Here is a 16613-nt window from a genome sequence, read left to right as displayed (position 1 = left end):
ACCCGAAACGCCACTCACGACCCGCGCTTGACCAGGGCCGAAGGCTCCTTTCACCGCATTAGACGCGGCGAAGGGAGCCTTCATCCCATCATCGGCCCGCCCAAGAACACGCCACGTTTGACCTTCGGCTCAATAGAACGCTCTTTTGCCACTCACGACCCCCTTGCGAAAGCGTGCAGACTGCCCAAACCGGACACTTGCCGCTCGAAAAGTGTCCCCTGTGGACACTCACAGCTCGATCGGCTCTCGTCGGTCGGCGCGGACCCGGGCCACACGCCACTCACGAGGCTTGCGGGTCGGGTCAGGCGGCTTCTTCTTCGATGCGTCGCGCGATATCCGCGCGCAGCACCTTCTTGTCGATCTTGCCGATCGGGGTGCGCGGCATCGCGTCGACGACCACCAGCCGTTCGGGGAGTTTGAACCGGGCCACACCCGCCGTCTCCATGACGTCGATGACGTCCTGCAGTGCGACGGAATTGCCGGGTGTCGGCACGACGTAGAGGCAGCCGCGCTCGCCGAGCACCGGGTCCGGCATCGCGACCGAAGCCGCCATCTCCACCGAATCGAGTTGGTAGGCGAAGGATTCGACCTCCTCGGCCGCGATCTTCTCGCCGCCCCGGTTGATCACGTCCTTGGTGCGCCCTTCGACGACGACGTAGCCGTCCGGGCGCAGCCGCACGACGTCGCCCGTGCGGTACCAGCCGTCCGGGGTGAAGGCGCGCTCGTTGTGTTCGGGCGCGCGGTAGTAGCCGCGGATCGTGTACGGGCCGCGGGTGATCAGCTCGCCCTGCTCGTCCGACGGGACCGGGTTCCCGTCGGGGTCGACGACGCGGAGTTCGTCGGCCGGGTTGATCGGGCGGCCCTGGGTGTCGCAGGTGATGTCGAACGGGTCGTCCAGCCGCGTGAGGTTGGTCAGCCCCTCCGCCATCCCGTAACCCTGCTGCAGCGTGCAGCCGAACACCGAGCTGATCTGCCGGACCAGCTGATCCTGCAGCCGCGCGGCGCCGAGGGTCAGCACCTTGAAGGAGGACAGGTCGTGGTGCTGGTCCGCCTCGCGGTATTCGAGCCAGCGCACCACGATCGCCGGCACCACCGACGTCACCGTGGCCCGTTCTGCTTCGATCGCGCCGAGCGAGTCACGCGGGGACGGCGACGGCGAGACGACCACGCGGCCGCCCGCCCAGAGCACGCCGAGGATCGCGCTCAGCGGGTAGTTGTGCCCGAACGGCAGCACGGCGAGATACACCGACGAGGCGTCGAAACCGAAGGCGTCGGCGGATCCGTCGACATAGCAGGCGTAATCGTCGTGCGTGCGCGCGATGAGCTTCGGCAGACCCGTGGTACCGCCGGAAAGGATCAGCAGCGCGACCGACCGCGGGTCGGGCGTCACCGCGTCCAGCTCGGCGCGCGCCGCCGCAGGATCCGTGGCAGGGGCGCAAAGTGCGCGCAGGTCCACGTGCCCGTCGCGGACGTCACCGGCGACGATGACGTGCTCGATCGTCTCGGCCCCGGCGGCGATTCCGGCCGCCAGCTCCTGGTGGTCGAAGTCCTTCACGCGGTCCGGCACGGCGATCGCGCGCGCCTCGGCCAGTTCGGCCAGATAGGACAGTTCGTGCCTGCGGTGCTGGATCAGCGCCATCACCGGGATCACGCCGAGCCGGAAGCACGCCAGCGTCAGCACGACGAACTCCCAGCCGTTGGGCAACTGGACCAGGAGCCGGTCGTCGGGCCGGAGTCCCAGCGCCCGCAACCGCTGGGCGGCACCGTCCACACGGGACAGAAGTTCGGCGTAGGTCAGCCGGAAGTCGCCGTCGGTCAGCGCTTCGACGTCCGGAGTCGCGTCGGCCGCGGTCACGAAGCGCGACGCGAGCGCCTGGCCCTTCCAGTGCCCTTCGGCGACGTAACGCGCGACGAGGTCGGCGGGCCAGGGGACCGTCCCCGCACGGCTCGGCTGGACTGGTTTCGAGGGCACGACGGCCTCCCTTTCTCGTGTGATCAGGCAAAGCGGGCGGGCATGGACTTGGCGCCGTTGACGAAGTTCGACTCGAGCCGGGTCACCGGCCCGGTCAGGCGCAGGCCGGCCAGATGCGGCAGCAGTTCGGTCAGCAGCGTCGACATCTCCAGCCGGGCCAGATGCGCGCCGAGACAGAAGTGCGGGCCGATGCCGAAGGACAGGTGGGGGTTCGGGTCGCGGCCGAGATCGAGCCGGTCCGGGTCGGTGAACACAGCCGGATCGCGGTTGGCGGAGGTGTAGTAGACGACGACCTTGTCGCCCTCGGCGATGGGCTGCCCGGCGATCTCCGTGTCCCGCACGGCGGTGCGGCGGAACTGCATGATCGGCGTGACCCAGCGGATCAGCTCGTCGACGGCGGTGGCCACTGGCACTTCGCCGGATACCAGCCGATCGCGTTCGGCCGGGTTGTTCACCAGCGCCTCCAGCGAACCGGAGATCAGATGACGGGTGGTTTCGTTGCCCGCGACCACCAGCAGCAGCCAGAAACTGCAGAACTCGCGGTCCGACAGGTGTTTCCCGTCGACCTCGGCGTTGACCAGGCGGCTGATCAGGTCGTCGGTCGGGGACTCGCGCCGGGACATGCCGAGCTTCATCGCGTAGGCGAACGCCTCGCCGAAGGTCCGGCGGTAGGCCTCGACGTCGCCGCCGCCGAACTCCGGGTCGTCGAAGCCGACCAGCGCGTTGCTCCAGCGGTAAAGCAGGTGCCGGTCCTCCGGCGGGAACCCGAGCAGGTCGCAGAGGACCAGAAGGGGCAGCTCGGCGGCGAAGTCGGCTACGGCGTCGAACTCCCCGCCATCGGTGACCTTCTCCACCAGCCGCCGCGCGTGTCCGGCGATGCTGTCGCTCAGCCCGCGCACCGACTTCGGCGTGAACACGGTCGCGACCAGACGGCGGATCCGGACGTGCTCGGGGCCGTCCATGCTGACCAGCAGCTGCCGGGTCTGCTTGAGATCGCCCGGGGTGCGCGGGTCGGGCAGGAAGGCGCCCTTGGCCGCGGACGAGAACTCCTCGGGACGCCGTGACACCGAGTAGACGTCTTCGTACCGCGTCACCGCCCAGTAGCCGGAGCCGCGCTGAGTGGTACTGCCGGCGCTGGAGTGCCTGGTCAGCAACGGTTCCGGGGTCCACGCCACCGGTTCGGACGCCCGGCGGCGGGCGAACTCCGCGTGCGGCACGCCGTGGGCGAACGTCGCCGGATGCGCGATGTCGGGCCGCTCGATCCCGATCGCCGCGAAACTCTTGCGCAGCACGTCCTTGCGGAGTTTGCCAGTCGCCTCACGGGGCAGCCGCGGGATGACGTGGTACGCCCTCGGTGTCTTGAACCCCGCCAACGACTTGCGGCAGAACGGGTCCAGCAGGGCGAAGAGATCGTCCGGGCCGGCAGAAGTGCCGGTCGCGACCTCTACGACGGCGGCCACCCGCTCGCCGAACTCGTCGTCGGGGACGCCGATCACCGCGACGTCATGGACCACCGGATGGTTGATCAGCACGGCCTCGATCTCGGCCGGGTAGACGTTGACCCCGCCGGAGACGATCATGTCCTGCGCGCGCCCGGTGAGGTAAAGGAAGCCGTCCTCGTCGAGATGGCCGACGTCGCCGAAGGTGAACGTGCCCGGTTCCAGATGCGCGGACCGCGTCTTCTCCGGGGCGTTGTGATACGAGAAGCTCTGGCCCTTGGCGCGCCGGACGAACACCTGCCCGGAAGCGCCGGGAGGCTGCGGGGTGCCGTCCTCGCCGAGGATGACGATCTCGTTCGGGGGAATGGCCTTGCCGACGCTGCCGGGATGCGCGAGCCAGTCGCGCGAGCCGGCGATCGTGACCGCGCCGCCCTCGGTGGCGCCGTAGTACTCCGTCAGCACGGGGCCCCACCAGTCGATCATGCGGCGTTTGACGTCCGGCGAGCACGGACCGCCGCCGTGCCACACGCGGCCGAGGCTCGCTCCCGAGAATCGCTCACGGACCTCGGCGGGCAGCCGCAGCAGGCGGATGAACTGCGTGGGCACCAGATGCGCGGCGGTGATCCGCTCGCGATCGATGATGTCCAAAGTGGACTCGGGATCGAACGACCGGCGGATCACGAGCGTCGAGCCGAGCAACAGCCCGAGCAGGGAGAAGAACAGCTGGGACGAGTGGTACCAGGGCCCGTCGAGCAGGCACCGTTCGCGCGAGGGCACGTCGAGGACGACGTGCGCGTACCGCGTCAGTTTCGCCACCCGAGAGAAGGGCGCGCCGACCACGAACAGGCCGTTCACCACGCCTTTCGGCGCACCGGTGGTGCCCGACGTGTACAACATCGTGGCGCCGCAGGTCTGTCCTTCGGGCTCGGCCGCGGACATCAAGGCCAGCAACGGTTCCACCGCTTCGAAACCGGCCTCGCCGGTGAAGCCGGTGACCAGGAGCGTCGTGCATTCCCCGGTCGCCCGGGCCACCGCGCGGCCGGCCGTTTCGGCGTACGCGGGCTCGACGACCAGCGCCTTGCTGCCGGAATCCGAGACGATGTAGGCGATTTCGGGATCGGTCAGATGCCAGTTGACCGGCACCACGGTGATCCCGGAATGCAGGCACGCCAGGAGGACCTCGTAGGTCTCCCGGCGGTTTCCGAGCACACAGGCCAGCCGGTCTCCCTCGCCGAGCCCGCGATCCCGCAGCAGGGCGATCCAGCGGTTCACCCGCTCCTCCAGCAGACGCCAGCCGACCGCGCCCGCCTCGTCGACGATCGCGATCCCGGCGCCGCCCTCGGCGATGTAGTCGTTCAGTAGAGCCGGCATGACCTTCCCCTTTAATCCAGCAAGTCCGGTTGGCGGCGCACGAGGTCGGCGTACAGCGGCCGGAAGTTGAGCCGCCCCATCCCCGGTGTCCCGATGGTCGACGCGGTGTGCCGCGCGACTTCGGGCTCGATCCGCACCGGATTCCCGGCCGCCTCCGCGAGCAGCTGCACGTGACACGAGCTGTCCATGGTCGTGAACCACCAGGCCGCCTCCTGCACCGTGCCGCCGACCGTGAGCAGCCCGTGGTTGCGCAGGATCACCGCCTTGCCCGTGCCGAGCCGGACCGCGATCCGTTTGCCCTCGTCGGAATCCAGCACCACGCCGCCGAACTCGTCGAAGACCTCGTGGTCCTCGTAGAACGCGCACGCGTCCTGGGTGATCGGGTCGAGTTTGCGGCCGAGCGCCGCCCACGCGCGTCCGTAGGTGGAATGCGCGTGCGCGACCGCGACGACGTCGGGCCGGGCCGCGTGGACCTGCGAGTGGATGACGAACCCGGCCGGGTTGATCCTCCCGTCGCCTTCGACGATCTCACCCCGGCTGTCGACCAGCAGCAGGTCGCTGACCCGGATGTGTCCGAAGTGGACACCGAACGGGTTGATCCAGAACTTCTCCGGGTCGCCGGGGTCGCGGGCGGTCACGTGCCCGCCCGCGCCCTCGTCGAAACCGCGTACCGCGAACAGCCGCATGGTCGCCGCCAGCCGTTGTTTGCGGTAGAGCCGTTCCTCTTCGACGGTCCTCATCCGCAGCCGCCCGGGCTGTCCCAGTCGTAGGCGGCGCCCTCGTCCAGCAGTTCGGCGGGCACGCCGTACCACTGATCGGTGGGCAGCTCGGTGACCGTGGCTTCCTGGTCCTCACTCATGCCGCACGCTCCTCTCGCACCGTCGGCCGCCAGACGCCGAGGAAGCCGTCCAGCCGGTCGAATCCCCAGTAACGGTGGCGGCCCCACTTGAAGTAGGGAATGCCGAAGATGTCGTCGAGATAGGCCTGGTAGAGGCAGTCGACCCCTTCGGCGCGGATCTCCGGGTCGTCGACCGCGCCGACGGCCAGCTCCGGATCGAGTCCGGCCTGCTCGGCGGCGGCCCGCACGATGTCGGGCTCGCAGATGTTGTCGCCGCGGCCCCAGCGCGCCTCGTTCAGCGCGTCGTAGAACGGCCACTCGACACCTTCGCGGCGAGCACGCAGCCAGGCCAGATGCGGCAGCTCCCACCACGGTTCGATGTCGATCGGCCAGGCCATCTTGCGGCCCTGCGCCTCGGCGATCCGCTTGGTGTCCATCAGCATGTACAGATGTTTCGCGCGGCTCATCTGCACGTAGTGGAACTCGCCGCCGCGCTCGTCGAGGCCGGCGCCGGTCACCGTGTCCGGATCCCAGTACGGGTAGCACTCCAGCTGTTCGAGGGCGCCGGGCACCTCGGCGCGCAGCTTGTTGATCGCGAGCCAGCTGTACGGGCTGCGCAGCGAGAAGTACAGCTTGGCGGGCCGGCTCACGTCCGGTCCCCGATCAGCGCGTGCACGACACCCTCGTCGAGCTGGGCCATCCCGCCCGCGCCCGGCCCGGCCGCGATCGCGTACCCGTGCAGGATCTGGGCGGTGGCGACGGGGACGAGCTCCTGTCCACGTTGGACATAGCAGTCCATGCGGCCGTCGAACATGACCCCGCGCAGGATGTCGGTGACGGTGAAGACGGTGTGCACCGTCTCCTCCATCCGCGCGTCCTCCAGCAGCCGCACGCGGGCACGGGAGACGACCGGGATCCAGGCGCGTTCGGTCAGCATGCGGCCGACGGAGATGCCGCGGTCGGCGAGATACCGGTCGACGACCTCCTCCAGCGTCCGGACGAAGCCGGAGTGCTGGACGCGGTCGGAGTAGTGGCAGTAGAAGTACGGCGCCCGCCAGGACCACAGGAACGCGCCCGGCGACGCGGTCAGCACCGACTCGGCGGTCTCCCCGGCCGGGATCGCAATCCGTTCCACAGTGGACTTGAGCGCCGGGACTTCCAGATGCGCCAAGGAATCGGGGGCGGCGGCCCGGGTGTCGGCCGCCCGCTCGCGGACCAGCGCGACGGTGACCTTGCCGCGCAGCACGGTGACCTTCTCGCCGTCGCGGACCACCGAGAGCAGCACGTTCAGCTTGTCGCCGCGGCCGGGGCTGACCTCGACCTCGACGTCGTCGTCGAGTTCCAGCACCGCGGGCAGCTGCACCGAGCAGTCCACGATCTCCGCGCCGAGACCGTGCTCGAGGAACAGGTCCCGCGCACTCGTGCCCTGATCGCGCAGCCACTGCAGGACACCCTGCTCGACCAGGTACATGAAGTGCTTGAACCCGATCCAGGTGCGGATGTTGGCGCCCTCGAACGCGGGGCGGCCGTGCGTGACGGTCCGGCTTGGCCGCAGGACTGCGGTCATCGGAGCTCACCTACCTTCGGAAGAGTCCGGACGTCTTCGACGAGGCCGGTCACCTCGGCCGCGGCGTACCGGGCGTAGCGGACGTGGAAGAAGTGGTCACCGCGGTCGAGCGTGTGCAGTGTCGCGCCCGGCATACCGTCGGCGAGAACGCGCGCCGACTCGGCGGACAGCGTCGGGTCCAGGCCGCCGACCAGCACCTTCGTCGGGATCTCGACATTGCCGAGCTGGAGGTCGGCGCTCGCGGCGTAGCGGTCGAACACGGCCGCGAAGCCCAGCGGCCCGGCGCGGTTCAGCGCGATCTTGACCATGCCGTCGACGACCTCGGGGTCCAAAGTGGCCGCCCGTTTGCCGAGCCGGGCGCGGACGCCCTCCCCGACGTGCGCGCTGAACGTCTCGCGCGAGCGTTCGAACATCCGCCAGGTCACCTCGTAGCGGGGCAGCCGGTAGAACGGGCAGAACAACGCCACCGAGGAACCGACGCGCGGATCGAGCGCGCACATGAGATCCAGCGCGGCGTTGGCGCCGAACGAATGCGCCACGAGGACGTCCGGAGTGGCTCCGACCATGTCCAGACCGTCGCCGAGCCATTTGCCGAAGGAGCGGTTACGCCAGCGGAAGTCGTTGCCCGCCTTCCACGGCAGCTCCAGCGAAACGATCCGGTAGCCCTGATCGAGATGCGCGGCCAGTGGCGTCCAGCTCTTCCAATGGCCTTCCATCCCGTGCGCGAACAGCACCAGCGGCGCACCGGGCCTGCCGGGCGCGAGCGTGTGCGCCTTCACCGCGGAACCGTTCACCGGTACCCCATCTCATCGCTGTGCTCGGTGACGGTGACCAGCGGCCCGCCGTCCGGACGCCGCGGGCCGATGCCCACGCGGCCTTCGCCTTCCGTGACGGCGAGGTGGGCGGCGAGCGCGAGCTCCACGACCCCGTGCGCGCCGTAGAAGTCGCCCCACCGTTCCTTGACGTCGAAGCCGCCCGGACCGACGGTGCGTCGAGGTGCCGGAGCGACCGGATCGACGTCGACCACGACGTGGCCGGCGTTCTCGCGCCAAGGCTCGAGGATCGCGCACGCGCTCCCGGAGCGCAGCGGTCCGTCGTGCAGGATCGAGGCGATCTCGTCCTCCGGCTCGGCCCCGACGAGCACCACCCGGGTGGCCCGGCCGGAGCGCAGCAGCAGGCTCGCCATCCGCAGGCCGGCCAGCCCGGCGGTGCTGCCGGAGCACAGCATCAGGTTGGGGCCGCCGAAGCCGAACCACAGCGCGACTGTGCTGGCCACGACGTTCGGCGAGACGTTGGGCGCGTCGAGCACACTCACCGCCCGGCCGCCTTCCGCCTCGACCGCGCGCGTGACCTTCGCGACCGTCTCGACGTTGCCGAGGTTGCTGCACGCGACCACCGCGGTGCCGGTCTCGATCGGCCCGGTGGCCCGCTGTCCCGGTTCGTAGCCGAGCGCGCGATGGACCGCGCACAACGCCAGCCGGGTCGAAGGTTCCTTGTACAGCAGGCCTTTCCGCCCGAGGACGGTGGCGGCCTTCTCCGGCGGCGCACCGTCGAACTCCGCGATCCCCGGCAGGTGCAGGCTCCAGCCGGTCAGCAGCAGGCGCGTCTCCCTCGCGCGGCCGGTCATGCCCGCTCCAGCAGCGTGACGGCGTTGACCCCGCCGAAGCCGAACGCGTTGACCTGCACGAGTTCCGGCCGCGCGGTGACCGCTTCGCCGATGACGAGGCGTAATCCGGTGCCCTCGGCGAGCGGCTCGGAAAGGCCGGTGACCGCGGGAACCTCGCCCGAGGCGAAGATCCGCAGCGCGACGTCCACATTGACCAGTGCGGCACTGCCGGAGGTGTGCCCCGTCGAACCCTTGACCGCGGTGACGAGCGGGTTTCCGCCGCCACCGAGGACGACCTTGCGCAGCGCGTCGCATTCGACCGGGTCGTTGAGCGCGGTCCCGGTCGCGTGCGCCACCACGACGTCCACATCGGACGGTATCCGGCCGGCACGCGTGTAGGCGTCGGACATCGCGCGGGCGATGCCCTCGATGTCCGGCGCCGTCGCGTGGTAGGCGTCGCAGGAGAGACCGGTCGCGCTGACCCGGCCGAGCGCCGGACCGTCCCAGGTCTCGGGCACGACGACGAGCGCCGCCGCGCCCTCGCCGAGGAGCACGCCGGTGCGGTCACGGTCGAACGGGCGCACCCGCTCGGTCGGTTCCTCGGCGACCCGGCCGACCATGGCGAGCATCGACCGCGTCATCGCGTCGGCGGCGGCGACCACGACGGCATCGCATTCGCCCAGTTCCAGCAGATCCTGCGCGAGCGCGAGCACGTGGCCGCCGGCGCTGCACGCGTTGACGACCGTGGTCACGTCCGTGACGCCGGGAAGCGTCTCGGTCACGACGTCGGCGAAGTCCAGCCGACCGGCGGACACGGGCTCACCGGTGAGCGCCAGCCGTTCCACTGCGGACAGCTCACGCAAGCCTGTGCCGACGAGGACGGCGACTCGCTGGGTCGCGGTGTCCACACCGGACTGTTCGACGGCTTCCTTCAGGCATGCGGCCAGGAGCCGTCCCGCGCGGAATGGCTCATCGTCGAGGTCGGTGTGGTAGCCGTAGGCGACGTTCAGCTTTTCCGGATCGCCGTAGCGGAGCGGTGAGACGCCGCAGGCACCGCGAAGCAGGCCCTCGAACGTCTCCGCTCCCGAACCGAGGCAGGTGCGCACCGCGCTACCCGCGATCAAGACCGCCATCGGCGTACCTCCTCACGATGGCGGCACCGACGGCACCGTCCGCACCCCGCGCGGTGATCAGGCACAGCCCGCCGCGCTCTTCGGCGAGCAGGACACCCAGCGCCACCGCGCCGGACGCCGCGTCGCATTCGCCGAACAGCCGTTTGACCATGACCCGTTCCGGACGGTGGCCGAGCGCACGGACGATCGGGCCGTACTCGCGACGGTCGCCGTCGTCGACTTCGCCGGTGTACACAGTGGACACTTCCGACGCGTCGACGCCGGCCTTCGCCAGCACCCGGTGCACACAGCCGGCGAGCGCGGTCTCAGCGGCTTCACCACCACCCGGCCCGTAGGCCGTGGCGACCGCGAGGACACCGGCGCGCTGCCGCGTGCCCGCCCACTCCGGCGTACTCTCCTTGGCCAGCACGAACATCCCGGCCGCCTCACCGGTGGCGACGACCTCGGTCGCCCCGGTCAGATGCGTCGCCCACGCGCGGTGCGGCGTGAACTCCTCCACCGCGCCGGCGACGACGACGTCGACGTGCCCGCGCTCGATGGCGTTGCCCGCGTAACGCAGGACGTTGAGGAAACCGAGCGTGCCGCCCGCGATGGTGGTGTTCACCCCGCGGAGGCCGAACCGGATGGCGACCTGCCCGGCGGCGCAGTTCATCACCGTGTTCGGGAACAGCATCGGGTTCACCAGGTACGGCTTCTCCTGCACGAGGGTCTCGCGGGTGTAGTCGCTGGTGGATTTGAAGCTGCCCAGCGAAGTCCCGAGCACCACTCCGATCCGCGGCCGGACCTCGTCGTCGAGGGAGACTCCCGCCTCGCGCAAGGCCTCCTGGCAGCACACCACGGCGAGCCCGGTGGCCCGATCGTAGGTGCTGGTTCCCTTGCGCCCCAGATGTTCTCGCGGGCTGAAGCTGGTGAGGAAATGCCCGCTCGCCGCGGGGAGCGGCTCCTCGTAGAGGTCGCCGATCTCCTGGCCCTTCTCGACCTGACCGGCCTCGGCCAGCTCGAGCCGTTTCGCCAGCGCGTCCACGCCGACGCCCGCGGAGGTCAGCGCGCTCCAGCCGGTCACCACCACACCGCTCATTCTGGCGCTCCCAACATCACGATGGCGTTGTTGCCACCGAAGGCGAAACCGTCGTTCTGGACCACCCGCACGTTCGCCGGGCGGGCCGCGTTCGGCACCGGATCGACGCCCAGTTCCGGATCCTCGGTGGTCCAGTTGACCGTGGGCGGCAGGAAACCGCGGTCGATCGCGATGGTCGAGGCGATCGCCCCGAACCCGCAGGCCGCGCCCATGGTGTGGCCGAGCATCGACTTGATCGAGCTGATCGGCGGCGGGCGCTCGCCGAAGACCTCGATCACGGCCTTGCTCTCGACCAGGTCGTTCACCTGCGTGCCGGTGCCGTGCGCGCAGATGTAGTCCACATCGGACGGTGAGATCCCGGAGTTGCGGTGTGCGATGCGCATGCATTCCGCGACCGTCGGCGCGTCCGGCGTGACCGGATGGATGGCGTCGCAGTTGACGCCGTACCCGAGCAGCTCCGCGTAGATCGTGGCGCCCCGCTTCGTGGCGTGCTCCAGGGTTTCCAGTGCGAGCACGGCACCGCCCTCACCGGTGAGGATGCCCGCGCGGTCCTTGTCGAACGGCGTACACGCGTCCTTCGCCAGCGCGCCGAGCCGGTAGAAACCGGCGTGCGCCCAGCGGCACACCGAATCGGCGCCGCCGGCGAAGACGACGTCGGCCTCGCCACCGGCCAGCAGGTCGTAGGCGTAGCCGATCGCGTAGTTGCTCGCCGAGCAGGCGGTCGCGATGGTCAGCGACTCACCGGAGAGCCCCAGCTCCTCGCTGACCGCGTTCGCCAGCCGGTTGGCGGGCAGCTGGGTCAGCAGGGCCGGGTCCTGCGCGGCGAAACCACCGTCGATGATCTGTTCGGTGAGCGCCTCCGCGACCGCGGATTCACCACTGGTGGTGCCCATGATCGCGTGGGCGCGCCCCGGCGTCACCGATGTCAGGTCGAGCCGGGCGTCGGCCTCGGCCAGCCGCGCGGCGCTGGCCGCGAACTGGCTGGACCTGCCCCAGCGCGCCGGGTCGACGCGGCGGAGCTGGGCACCCGGATCGAAGGTCTGGACCTCGCCCGCGTTCCGGTGCGGGAACCCGGCCGGGTCGAAGCTGGTGATGGGCGAGATCCCGGATCGGCCGGTGCGGAGCGCCTCGGCGAACGCGGCGATCCCGATCCCGATGCTCGACACCGGGCCGACCCCGGTCACGACAACGCGGGCCACGGTTCATCCCTTCTTGACGGAGTGCCGGATCAGGGCGTCGTTGACCGCCTTGAGCGTGCGCAGCTCGGGCAGTTCGGCCTGCGGGATCTCGATCTTGTACTGCTTGTCGATCCGGGCGAGGATCTCGATGGCGCGCAGGGAATCGGCCTCGTAGTCGTCGATGAAGTCCCCGTTGTCCTCCAGTTCCTCGGGCTCGAGCTCGAGCACCTCGGCGACCAGCTCGCGGAGCTCCTCGAGCTGGGTGTCGGTCTGCGTCATGACGATCCTCCGGTTTCGTTGTCCCGTGCGGTTCTCACGCCGCGGGCCGCACAGGGCGCCGCGTCGCGGTCAGGGTGGTGACGGTGGCGATCAGGCGATCCCCGGCCCAGGTCCGGCCGGTGGCGAAGGCCGTGTCGGCCAGCACCGACTCCAGCCGGACCTCGTGCCGGAGCACGTCACCAGGGCGGGCGGCACCCGTGAACCGATAGTCACGGGCACCGATGAACATCAACGTCGTGTCGTCGTCCTCGACCGGCGCGCGGCCGTCGAGCCAGAGGAGCGCCGCGCTCTGCCCGAACGACTCGATCATCAGCGACTTCGGGTAGTCGTACCGGCTCGCCGGCACGCCGTCGGGAATCCCCGCGTAGCACGGCTCGGTACCGGTGACCGCCTTGATCGTCACGATCGATTCGCCGGGGACCAGTTCCAGCACCCGGTCCACCAGCAGCAGCGGATACCGTTGCGGAAGCAGGACGCGGATGTCGTGATGCTCGGTCATTCCGCCACCTCCTCGAAGGTCGCCCGGATCTTGGCCGTCGTCGTCTCACCGAGTGCGGCCTTGCCGGTGACGTCCCAGCCCTCCTCGGTGCGCTTCGCGGTGGCCGTGAGGACCATGCGGTCGCCGTCGAGCACCGGGGCGAGGAAGCGGACGGACCGGACGGTGCTCAGCCGCGCGTTCGCGGCCTCCCGCATCGCCTGTTCCAGCGTCTCGATGACGAAGATGCCGGGATACACGGCCTGGCCGGGAAAATGCCCGCGCAGGTTGGGTTCCTTGCCGTCCACGGTGATCTGGGCGACCAGTTCGAGGTCGTCCCCGCACACCCGGACGTCCAGGACGTCGATCGCCCGCAGCGGCGCGGCGAACGCGGGAAGCCCGGTCACAGCGTGATCCCCCCGTCGACCTGCAGCACCTGGCCGGTGATGTAGGAGGCACGGTCGGAGACCAGGAACGCGACCAGTTCGGCGACGTCCTCTCCGGTGCCGAACCGCTTGGCCGGGATCTGGGTCAGCGCCTTGGCGCGCTGCTTGTCGCCGAGGGAACCGGTCATGTCGGTCTCGATGAAACCGGGCGCGACGACGTTGACCCGGACCCCGTGCCCGGCGACCTCCTTGGCCAGCGACTTGCTGAAGCCGATGATCCCGGCCTTGCTGGCGGAGTAGGCGGTCTGGCCCGCGTGGCCGTAGACGCCGGCGACCGAGGACATGTTGACCACGACGCCGCCGCGGTTCTTCATGAACCGGAAGGCCATGGCACGGCAGAAGTTCCAGGTGCCGGTGAGGTTCGTGTCGAGCACCGCGTGCCAGTCTTCGGCGGTGGCGAGCACCAGCGGGCTGTCCTTGGTGATACCGGCGTTGTTGATCAGCAGATCGATCGGCCCGAGTTTCTCTTCGGCGTCCTTCACGAATCGCTCGACGGCTTCGGAATCGGACACGTCGCATTCCGCGAAATAGGAGGGGACACCGATCGCCGCGATGTCCTCTTCGGTTTCCGCCGACGCGGCGCTCGCTTTCGAAAAACAGCCGGCGACGGCGTAGCCCTCCTGGGCCAGCCGCAGCGCCACGGCTCGGCCGATCCCTCGTGAAGCCCCGGTGATCAGGGCCCGGTGGTGCTCCGCCACGACGCCTCCTCGTTTTTCGCTGCACACTTTGTTTCCATTTTATGAAGCGCGACGCAAACCGTTCTTCTCATCGTTTGCCGCGAGCTCCGCGAGCACTTCTTCGGTATCCGCGCCCGGCCGCGGCGCGCCGCGACGGACCTTCGTCGGAGTACGGGAGAATTTCACCGCGGGCCCGACGATCGGCGCGATGGATCCGTTGCTCAGCACCGTTTCCTGCAACATCGCCCGCGCCGCGACGTGCTCGTCGGCGACGGCTTCGGCGAGCGTGCGCACCGGCGCGGCGACGAGCCCGCGGCCGTTCAGGGCTTCGAGCGCTTCGGCCAGCGGACGCCCGGCGCACCAGCCCGAGACGACCGCGTTGACGGCGTCCCGGTTGGCCAGCCTTTCGGCCGCCGTACCGAAACCCTCGGCGCGGCCGAGTTCCGGCCTGCCGATGATCTCGGCGAGCACGCGCCAATGCCGGTTGATCGCGACGGCGAGGTACAAGTGGCCGTCCGCGCACGCGTAGACGTTGGCAGGCACGACGAAATCGGTCTCGTTGCCGAGCCGCTGCGGCGGCGCGCCGGTCGCGGCGAGCGTCGGGAGGCCGCTGCTGCTGGCGATCAGACAGTCCACCATGGACACATCGACGTGTTGTCCTTCGCCGGTCCGGTTCCGGTGCGCCAGCGCGGCGAGGCCGCCGATCGCCGCGTGCAGGCCGGCCAGTTCGTCGGCGAGGAACGTCGGCGCACGCACCGGCGGGCCCTCCGGCGGGCCGTTGAGCGACATCCAACCCGCCGCGGCCTGGATCGCGGGGTCGTAAGCAGGCAGATGCGATTTCGGGCCGTACTGCCCGAAACCGGACACCGACACGAACACGACGTCCTCGCGCACCGCCCGGCAGGCCTCGTATCCGGCGCCCCAGCTGTCCAGCGTGCCCGGCTTGTAGTTCTCGACCACGATGTCCGCGTGAGCCACCAGTTCCAGGAACCGCGCACGATCGGTGTCGTCGCGCAGATCCAGCCCGGCGCTGCGTTTGTTGCGGTGCACGGTTTCCCGGAACCACGACAGCCCGGTGCCGGGGATGTTCGGCGGCACCTCGCCGTCGTGGCCGTCGGCGAGTTCGACGCGGACGACGTCGGCCCCCATGTCCGCCATGACGCAGGTGGCGAGCGGGCCGGACCAGACCTTGGTCACGTCCAGGACGCGCACGCCCTCCAACGGGCCGATCGATCCCGCTCGCGCGCGGCGGAAGAAGTCTTCTTCGCGCATGGTCACAGCCTTTCCAGCAGTGAGGCGGTGCCGAGCGAACCGCCGCAGCACATGGTGATCAACGCGGTCGAGGTATCGGTGCGCTCGAGTTCGTGCAGCGCCGTCACCAGCAGCCGGGTCCCGGTCGCGCCCAGGGGATGGCCGAGCGCGATGGCTCCGCCGTTGACGTTGACGCGGTCGATGTCCGCGCCGTGCGCCTTGGCCCAGTTCAGCACCACTCCGGCGAAGGCCTCGTTCACCTCGAAGATGTCCACATCGGACAGTCGTCGGCCGGTCTTGCGGAGAACCCGTTCGGTGGCCACCACGGGCCCGTCGAGCAGGTAGTACGGATCGGCGCCGGTGACGACCTGGCCGACCAGCCGTGCTCGCGGGGTCAGGCCCAGCGCGCGGGCCTTCCCGTACGACATCCAGAGGATCGCGGCGGCGCCATCGGAGATCTGCGAAGTCGATCCGGCGGTGTGCACCGCGCCCTCGATGTTGGGGCGCAAGGCCGCGAGACCTTCGAGGGTGGTGTCGCGGATACCTTCGTCGCGGGTGACCTCACCGACCGGGGAGACCTCACGATCGAACCGGCCCTCGTCCCACGCTCGCGCCGCCCGCTGCTGGGAAAGGAGGCCGTAGTCGTCGGCGTCCGCGCGCCCGATGCCCTCGCGCGCGGCGATCCGCTCGGCGCCGCCGAACTGCGCCTTCGGCGGGTCGTCCCACGGGTAGTCCTGCGTCTTGTAGTGCCCGGGTCCCTGATAGAGGTTCGTCCCGATCGGCACCCTGCTCATCGACTCGACGCCGCAGGCGATCCCGGTGTCGATGGCGTCCGCGGCGATCAGCGCGGAGATCAGATGGTTGGCCTGCTGGGCCGAGCCACAGGAAACGTCCACTGTGGAGCAACCGACGGCCGGGTCGTGGCCGGAGTTGAGCCAGGCGTTGCGGGTGACGTTGAGGCTCTGCTCGCCGGACTGGGTCACGCAGCCGCCGATGATCTGCTCGACGTCGCCGGGTTCGATGCCGGCGCGGGCGATGACTTCGAGCTGCACGTGCCGCATCAGCTCGACGGCCTTGAGCCCCGCGAGCACCCCACCGCGTTTGCCGAGCGGGGTGCGGACGGCGGAGACGATGACCGGGGTCCGGTCGTTCAGCGCGGCCACGGGCGGATACCTGCCTCTCCACCGGACGCGGTGCCCGGCTCCACCATCGTGGTGCGGCGCCCGACGGGGGAACGTCTCTCGGATTGCGGTGCCGACCGGGGGTTCTCCGTAGTTGCGGGAATGGTTCGCGCAGCCCCTCA

The 16613-nt window shown here is 70.0% G+C and carries 17 protein-coding genes; all 17 read right to left on the bottom strand.

The annotated features are described in order from the left end of the window. Positions 1-301 precede the first annotated feature (301 nt). The 17 genes from ACIRGA_RS37885 to ACIRGA_RS37805 are packed head-to-tail and all read right to left on the bottom strand — an operon-like array spanning position 302 to position 16473. Positions 302-1972 (bottom strand): (2,3-dihydroxybenzoyl)adenylate synthase, encoded by a 1671-nt coding sequence (locus tag ACIRGA_RS37885; RefSeq protein ID WP_400951156.1) that lies wholly within the window; start codon positions 1970-1972, stop codon positions 302-304. 23 nt (positions 1973-1995) lie between these two features. Further along, positions 1996-4782, bottom strand: a complete 2787-nt coding sequence (locus ACIRGA_RS37880) for a cytochrome P450 (RefSeq protein WP_400951153.1) — start codon at positions 4780-4782, stop codon at positions 1996-1998. 11 nt (positions 4783-4793) lie between these two features. Beyond that, positions 4794-5522 (bottom strand): class II aldolase/adducin family protein, encoded by a 729-nt coding sequence (locus ACIRGA_RS37875; RefSeq protein WP_400951151.1) that lies wholly within the window; start codon positions 5520-5522, stop codon positions 4794-4796. Next, positions 5519-5641 (bottom strand): hypothetical protein, encoded by a 123-nt coding sequence (locus ACIRGA_RS37870; protein ID WP_255431380.1) that lies wholly within the window; start codon positions 5639-5641, stop codon positions 5519-5521. The genes ACIRGA_RS37875 and ACIRGA_RS37870 overlap by 4 nt, the downstream gene beginning before the upstream one ends. Further along, complete coding sequence (locus tag ACIRGA_RS37865) at positions 5638-6270, bottom strand: 2-hydroxychromene-2-carboxylate isomerase (protein WP_400951149.1); 633 nt, start codon at positions 6268-6270, stop codon at positions 5638-5640. The genes ACIRGA_RS37870 and ACIRGA_RS37865 overlap by 4 nt, the downstream gene beginning before the upstream one ends. Beyond that, a complete protein-coding gene (locus tag ACIRGA_RS37860) occupies positions 6267-7187 on the bottom strand; it encodes a thioesterase (RefSeq protein WP_400951146.1) in 921 nt (306 codons plus the stop codon). Before ACIRGA_RS37860 ends, ACIRGA_RS37865 begins: the two co-directional genes overlap by 4 nt. Continuing rightward, complete coding sequence (locus tag ACIRGA_RS37855; RefSeq protein WP_400951143.1) at positions 7184-7981, bottom strand: alpha/beta fold hydrolase; 798 nt, start codon at positions 7979-7981, stop codon at positions 7184-7186. Before ACIRGA_RS37855 ends, ACIRGA_RS37860 begins: the two co-directional genes overlap by 4 nt. Then, positions 7978-8814: a beta-ketoacyl synthase N-terminal-like domain-containing protein gene (locus ACIRGA_RS37850; RefSeq protein WP_400951140.1), complete on the bottom strand. Its 837-nt coding sequence runs from the start codon at positions 8812-8814 to the stop codon at positions 7978-7980. The genes ACIRGA_RS37855 and ACIRGA_RS37850 overlap by 4 nt, the downstream gene beginning before the upstream one ends. Continuing rightward, positions 8811-9926 (bottom strand): beta-ketoacyl synthase N-terminal-like domain-containing protein, encoded by a 1116-nt coding sequence (locus tag ACIRGA_RS37845; RefSeq protein ID WP_400951137.1) that lies wholly within the window; start codon positions 9924-9926, stop codon positions 8811-8813. The genes ACIRGA_RS37850 and ACIRGA_RS37845 overlap by 4 nt, the downstream gene beginning before the upstream one ends. Continuing rightward, the gene (locus ACIRGA_RS37840; protein WP_400951134.1) at positions 9904-11004 is read right to left on the bottom strand and encodes a beta-ketoacyl synthase N-terminal-like domain-containing protein; all 1101 of its coding nucleotides are present in this window, start codon (positions 11002-11004) and stop codon (positions 9904-9906) included. The genes ACIRGA_RS37845 and ACIRGA_RS37840 overlap by 23 nt, the downstream gene beginning before the upstream one ends. Beyond that, positions 11001-12203 carry a beta-ketoacyl-[acyl-carrier-protein] synthase family protein gene (locus ACIRGA_RS37835; protein ID WP_400951130.1) on the bottom strand — a complete coding sequence of 401 codons (1203 nt, stop codon included), beginning with the start codon at positions 12201-12203 and terminating at the stop codon, positions 11001-11003. The genes ACIRGA_RS37840 and ACIRGA_RS37835 overlap by 4 nt, the downstream gene beginning before the upstream one ends. Positions 12204-12206: 3 nt before the next feature. Further along, positions 12207-12461: an acyl carrier protein gene (locus tag ACIRGA_RS37830; protein ID WP_005155526.1), complete on the bottom strand. Its 255-nt coding sequence runs from the start codon at positions 12459-12461 to the stop codon at positions 12207-12209. Positions 12462-12495: 34 nt separating this feature from the next. Next, positions 12496-12960: a 3-hydroxyacyl-ACP dehydratase FabZ family protein gene (locus ACIRGA_RS37825; protein WP_400951127.1), complete on the bottom strand. Its 465-nt coding sequence runs from the start codon at positions 12958-12960 to the stop codon at positions 12496-12498. Beyond that, positions 12957-13343, bottom strand: coding sequence for a 3-hydroxyacyl-ACP dehydratase (locus tag ACIRGA_RS37820; protein WP_400951124.1), 387 nt, complete (start codon positions 13341-13343; stop codon positions 12957-12959). Before ACIRGA_RS37820 ends, ACIRGA_RS37825 begins: the two co-directional genes overlap by 4 nt. After that, complete coding sequence (fabG, locus tag ACIRGA_RS37815) at positions 13340-14080, bottom strand: 3-oxoacyl-[acyl-carrier-protein] reductase (RefSeq protein ID WP_400951122.1); 741 nt, start codon at positions 14078-14080, stop codon at positions 13340-13342. The genes ACIRGA_RS37820 and fabG overlap by 4 nt, the downstream gene beginning before the upstream one ends. 39 nt (positions 14081-14119) lie before the next feature. Next, complete coding sequence (locus ACIRGA_RS37810) at positions 14120-15331, bottom strand: CaiB/BaiF CoA transferase family protein (RefSeq protein WP_400951119.1); 1212 nt, start codon at positions 15329-15331, stop codon at positions 14120-14122. Between the two features lie 2 nt (positions 15332-15333). Further along, on the bottom strand, positions 15334-16473 hold the full coding sequence (locus ACIRGA_RS37805) for a steroid 3-ketoacyl-CoA thiolase (protein ID WP_400951116.1): 1140 nt from the start codon (positions 16471-16473) through the stop codon (positions 15334-15336). Positions 16474-16613 lie beyond the last annotated feature (140 nt).

The organism is Amycolatopsis sp. NPDC102389, assembly GCF_044765885.1.
Classification (GTDB): Bacteria; Actinomycetota; Actinomycetes; order Mycobacteriales; family Pseudonocardiaceae; genus Amycolatopsis.
This window is presented reverse-complemented; position numbering and strand designations above follow the sequence as displayed.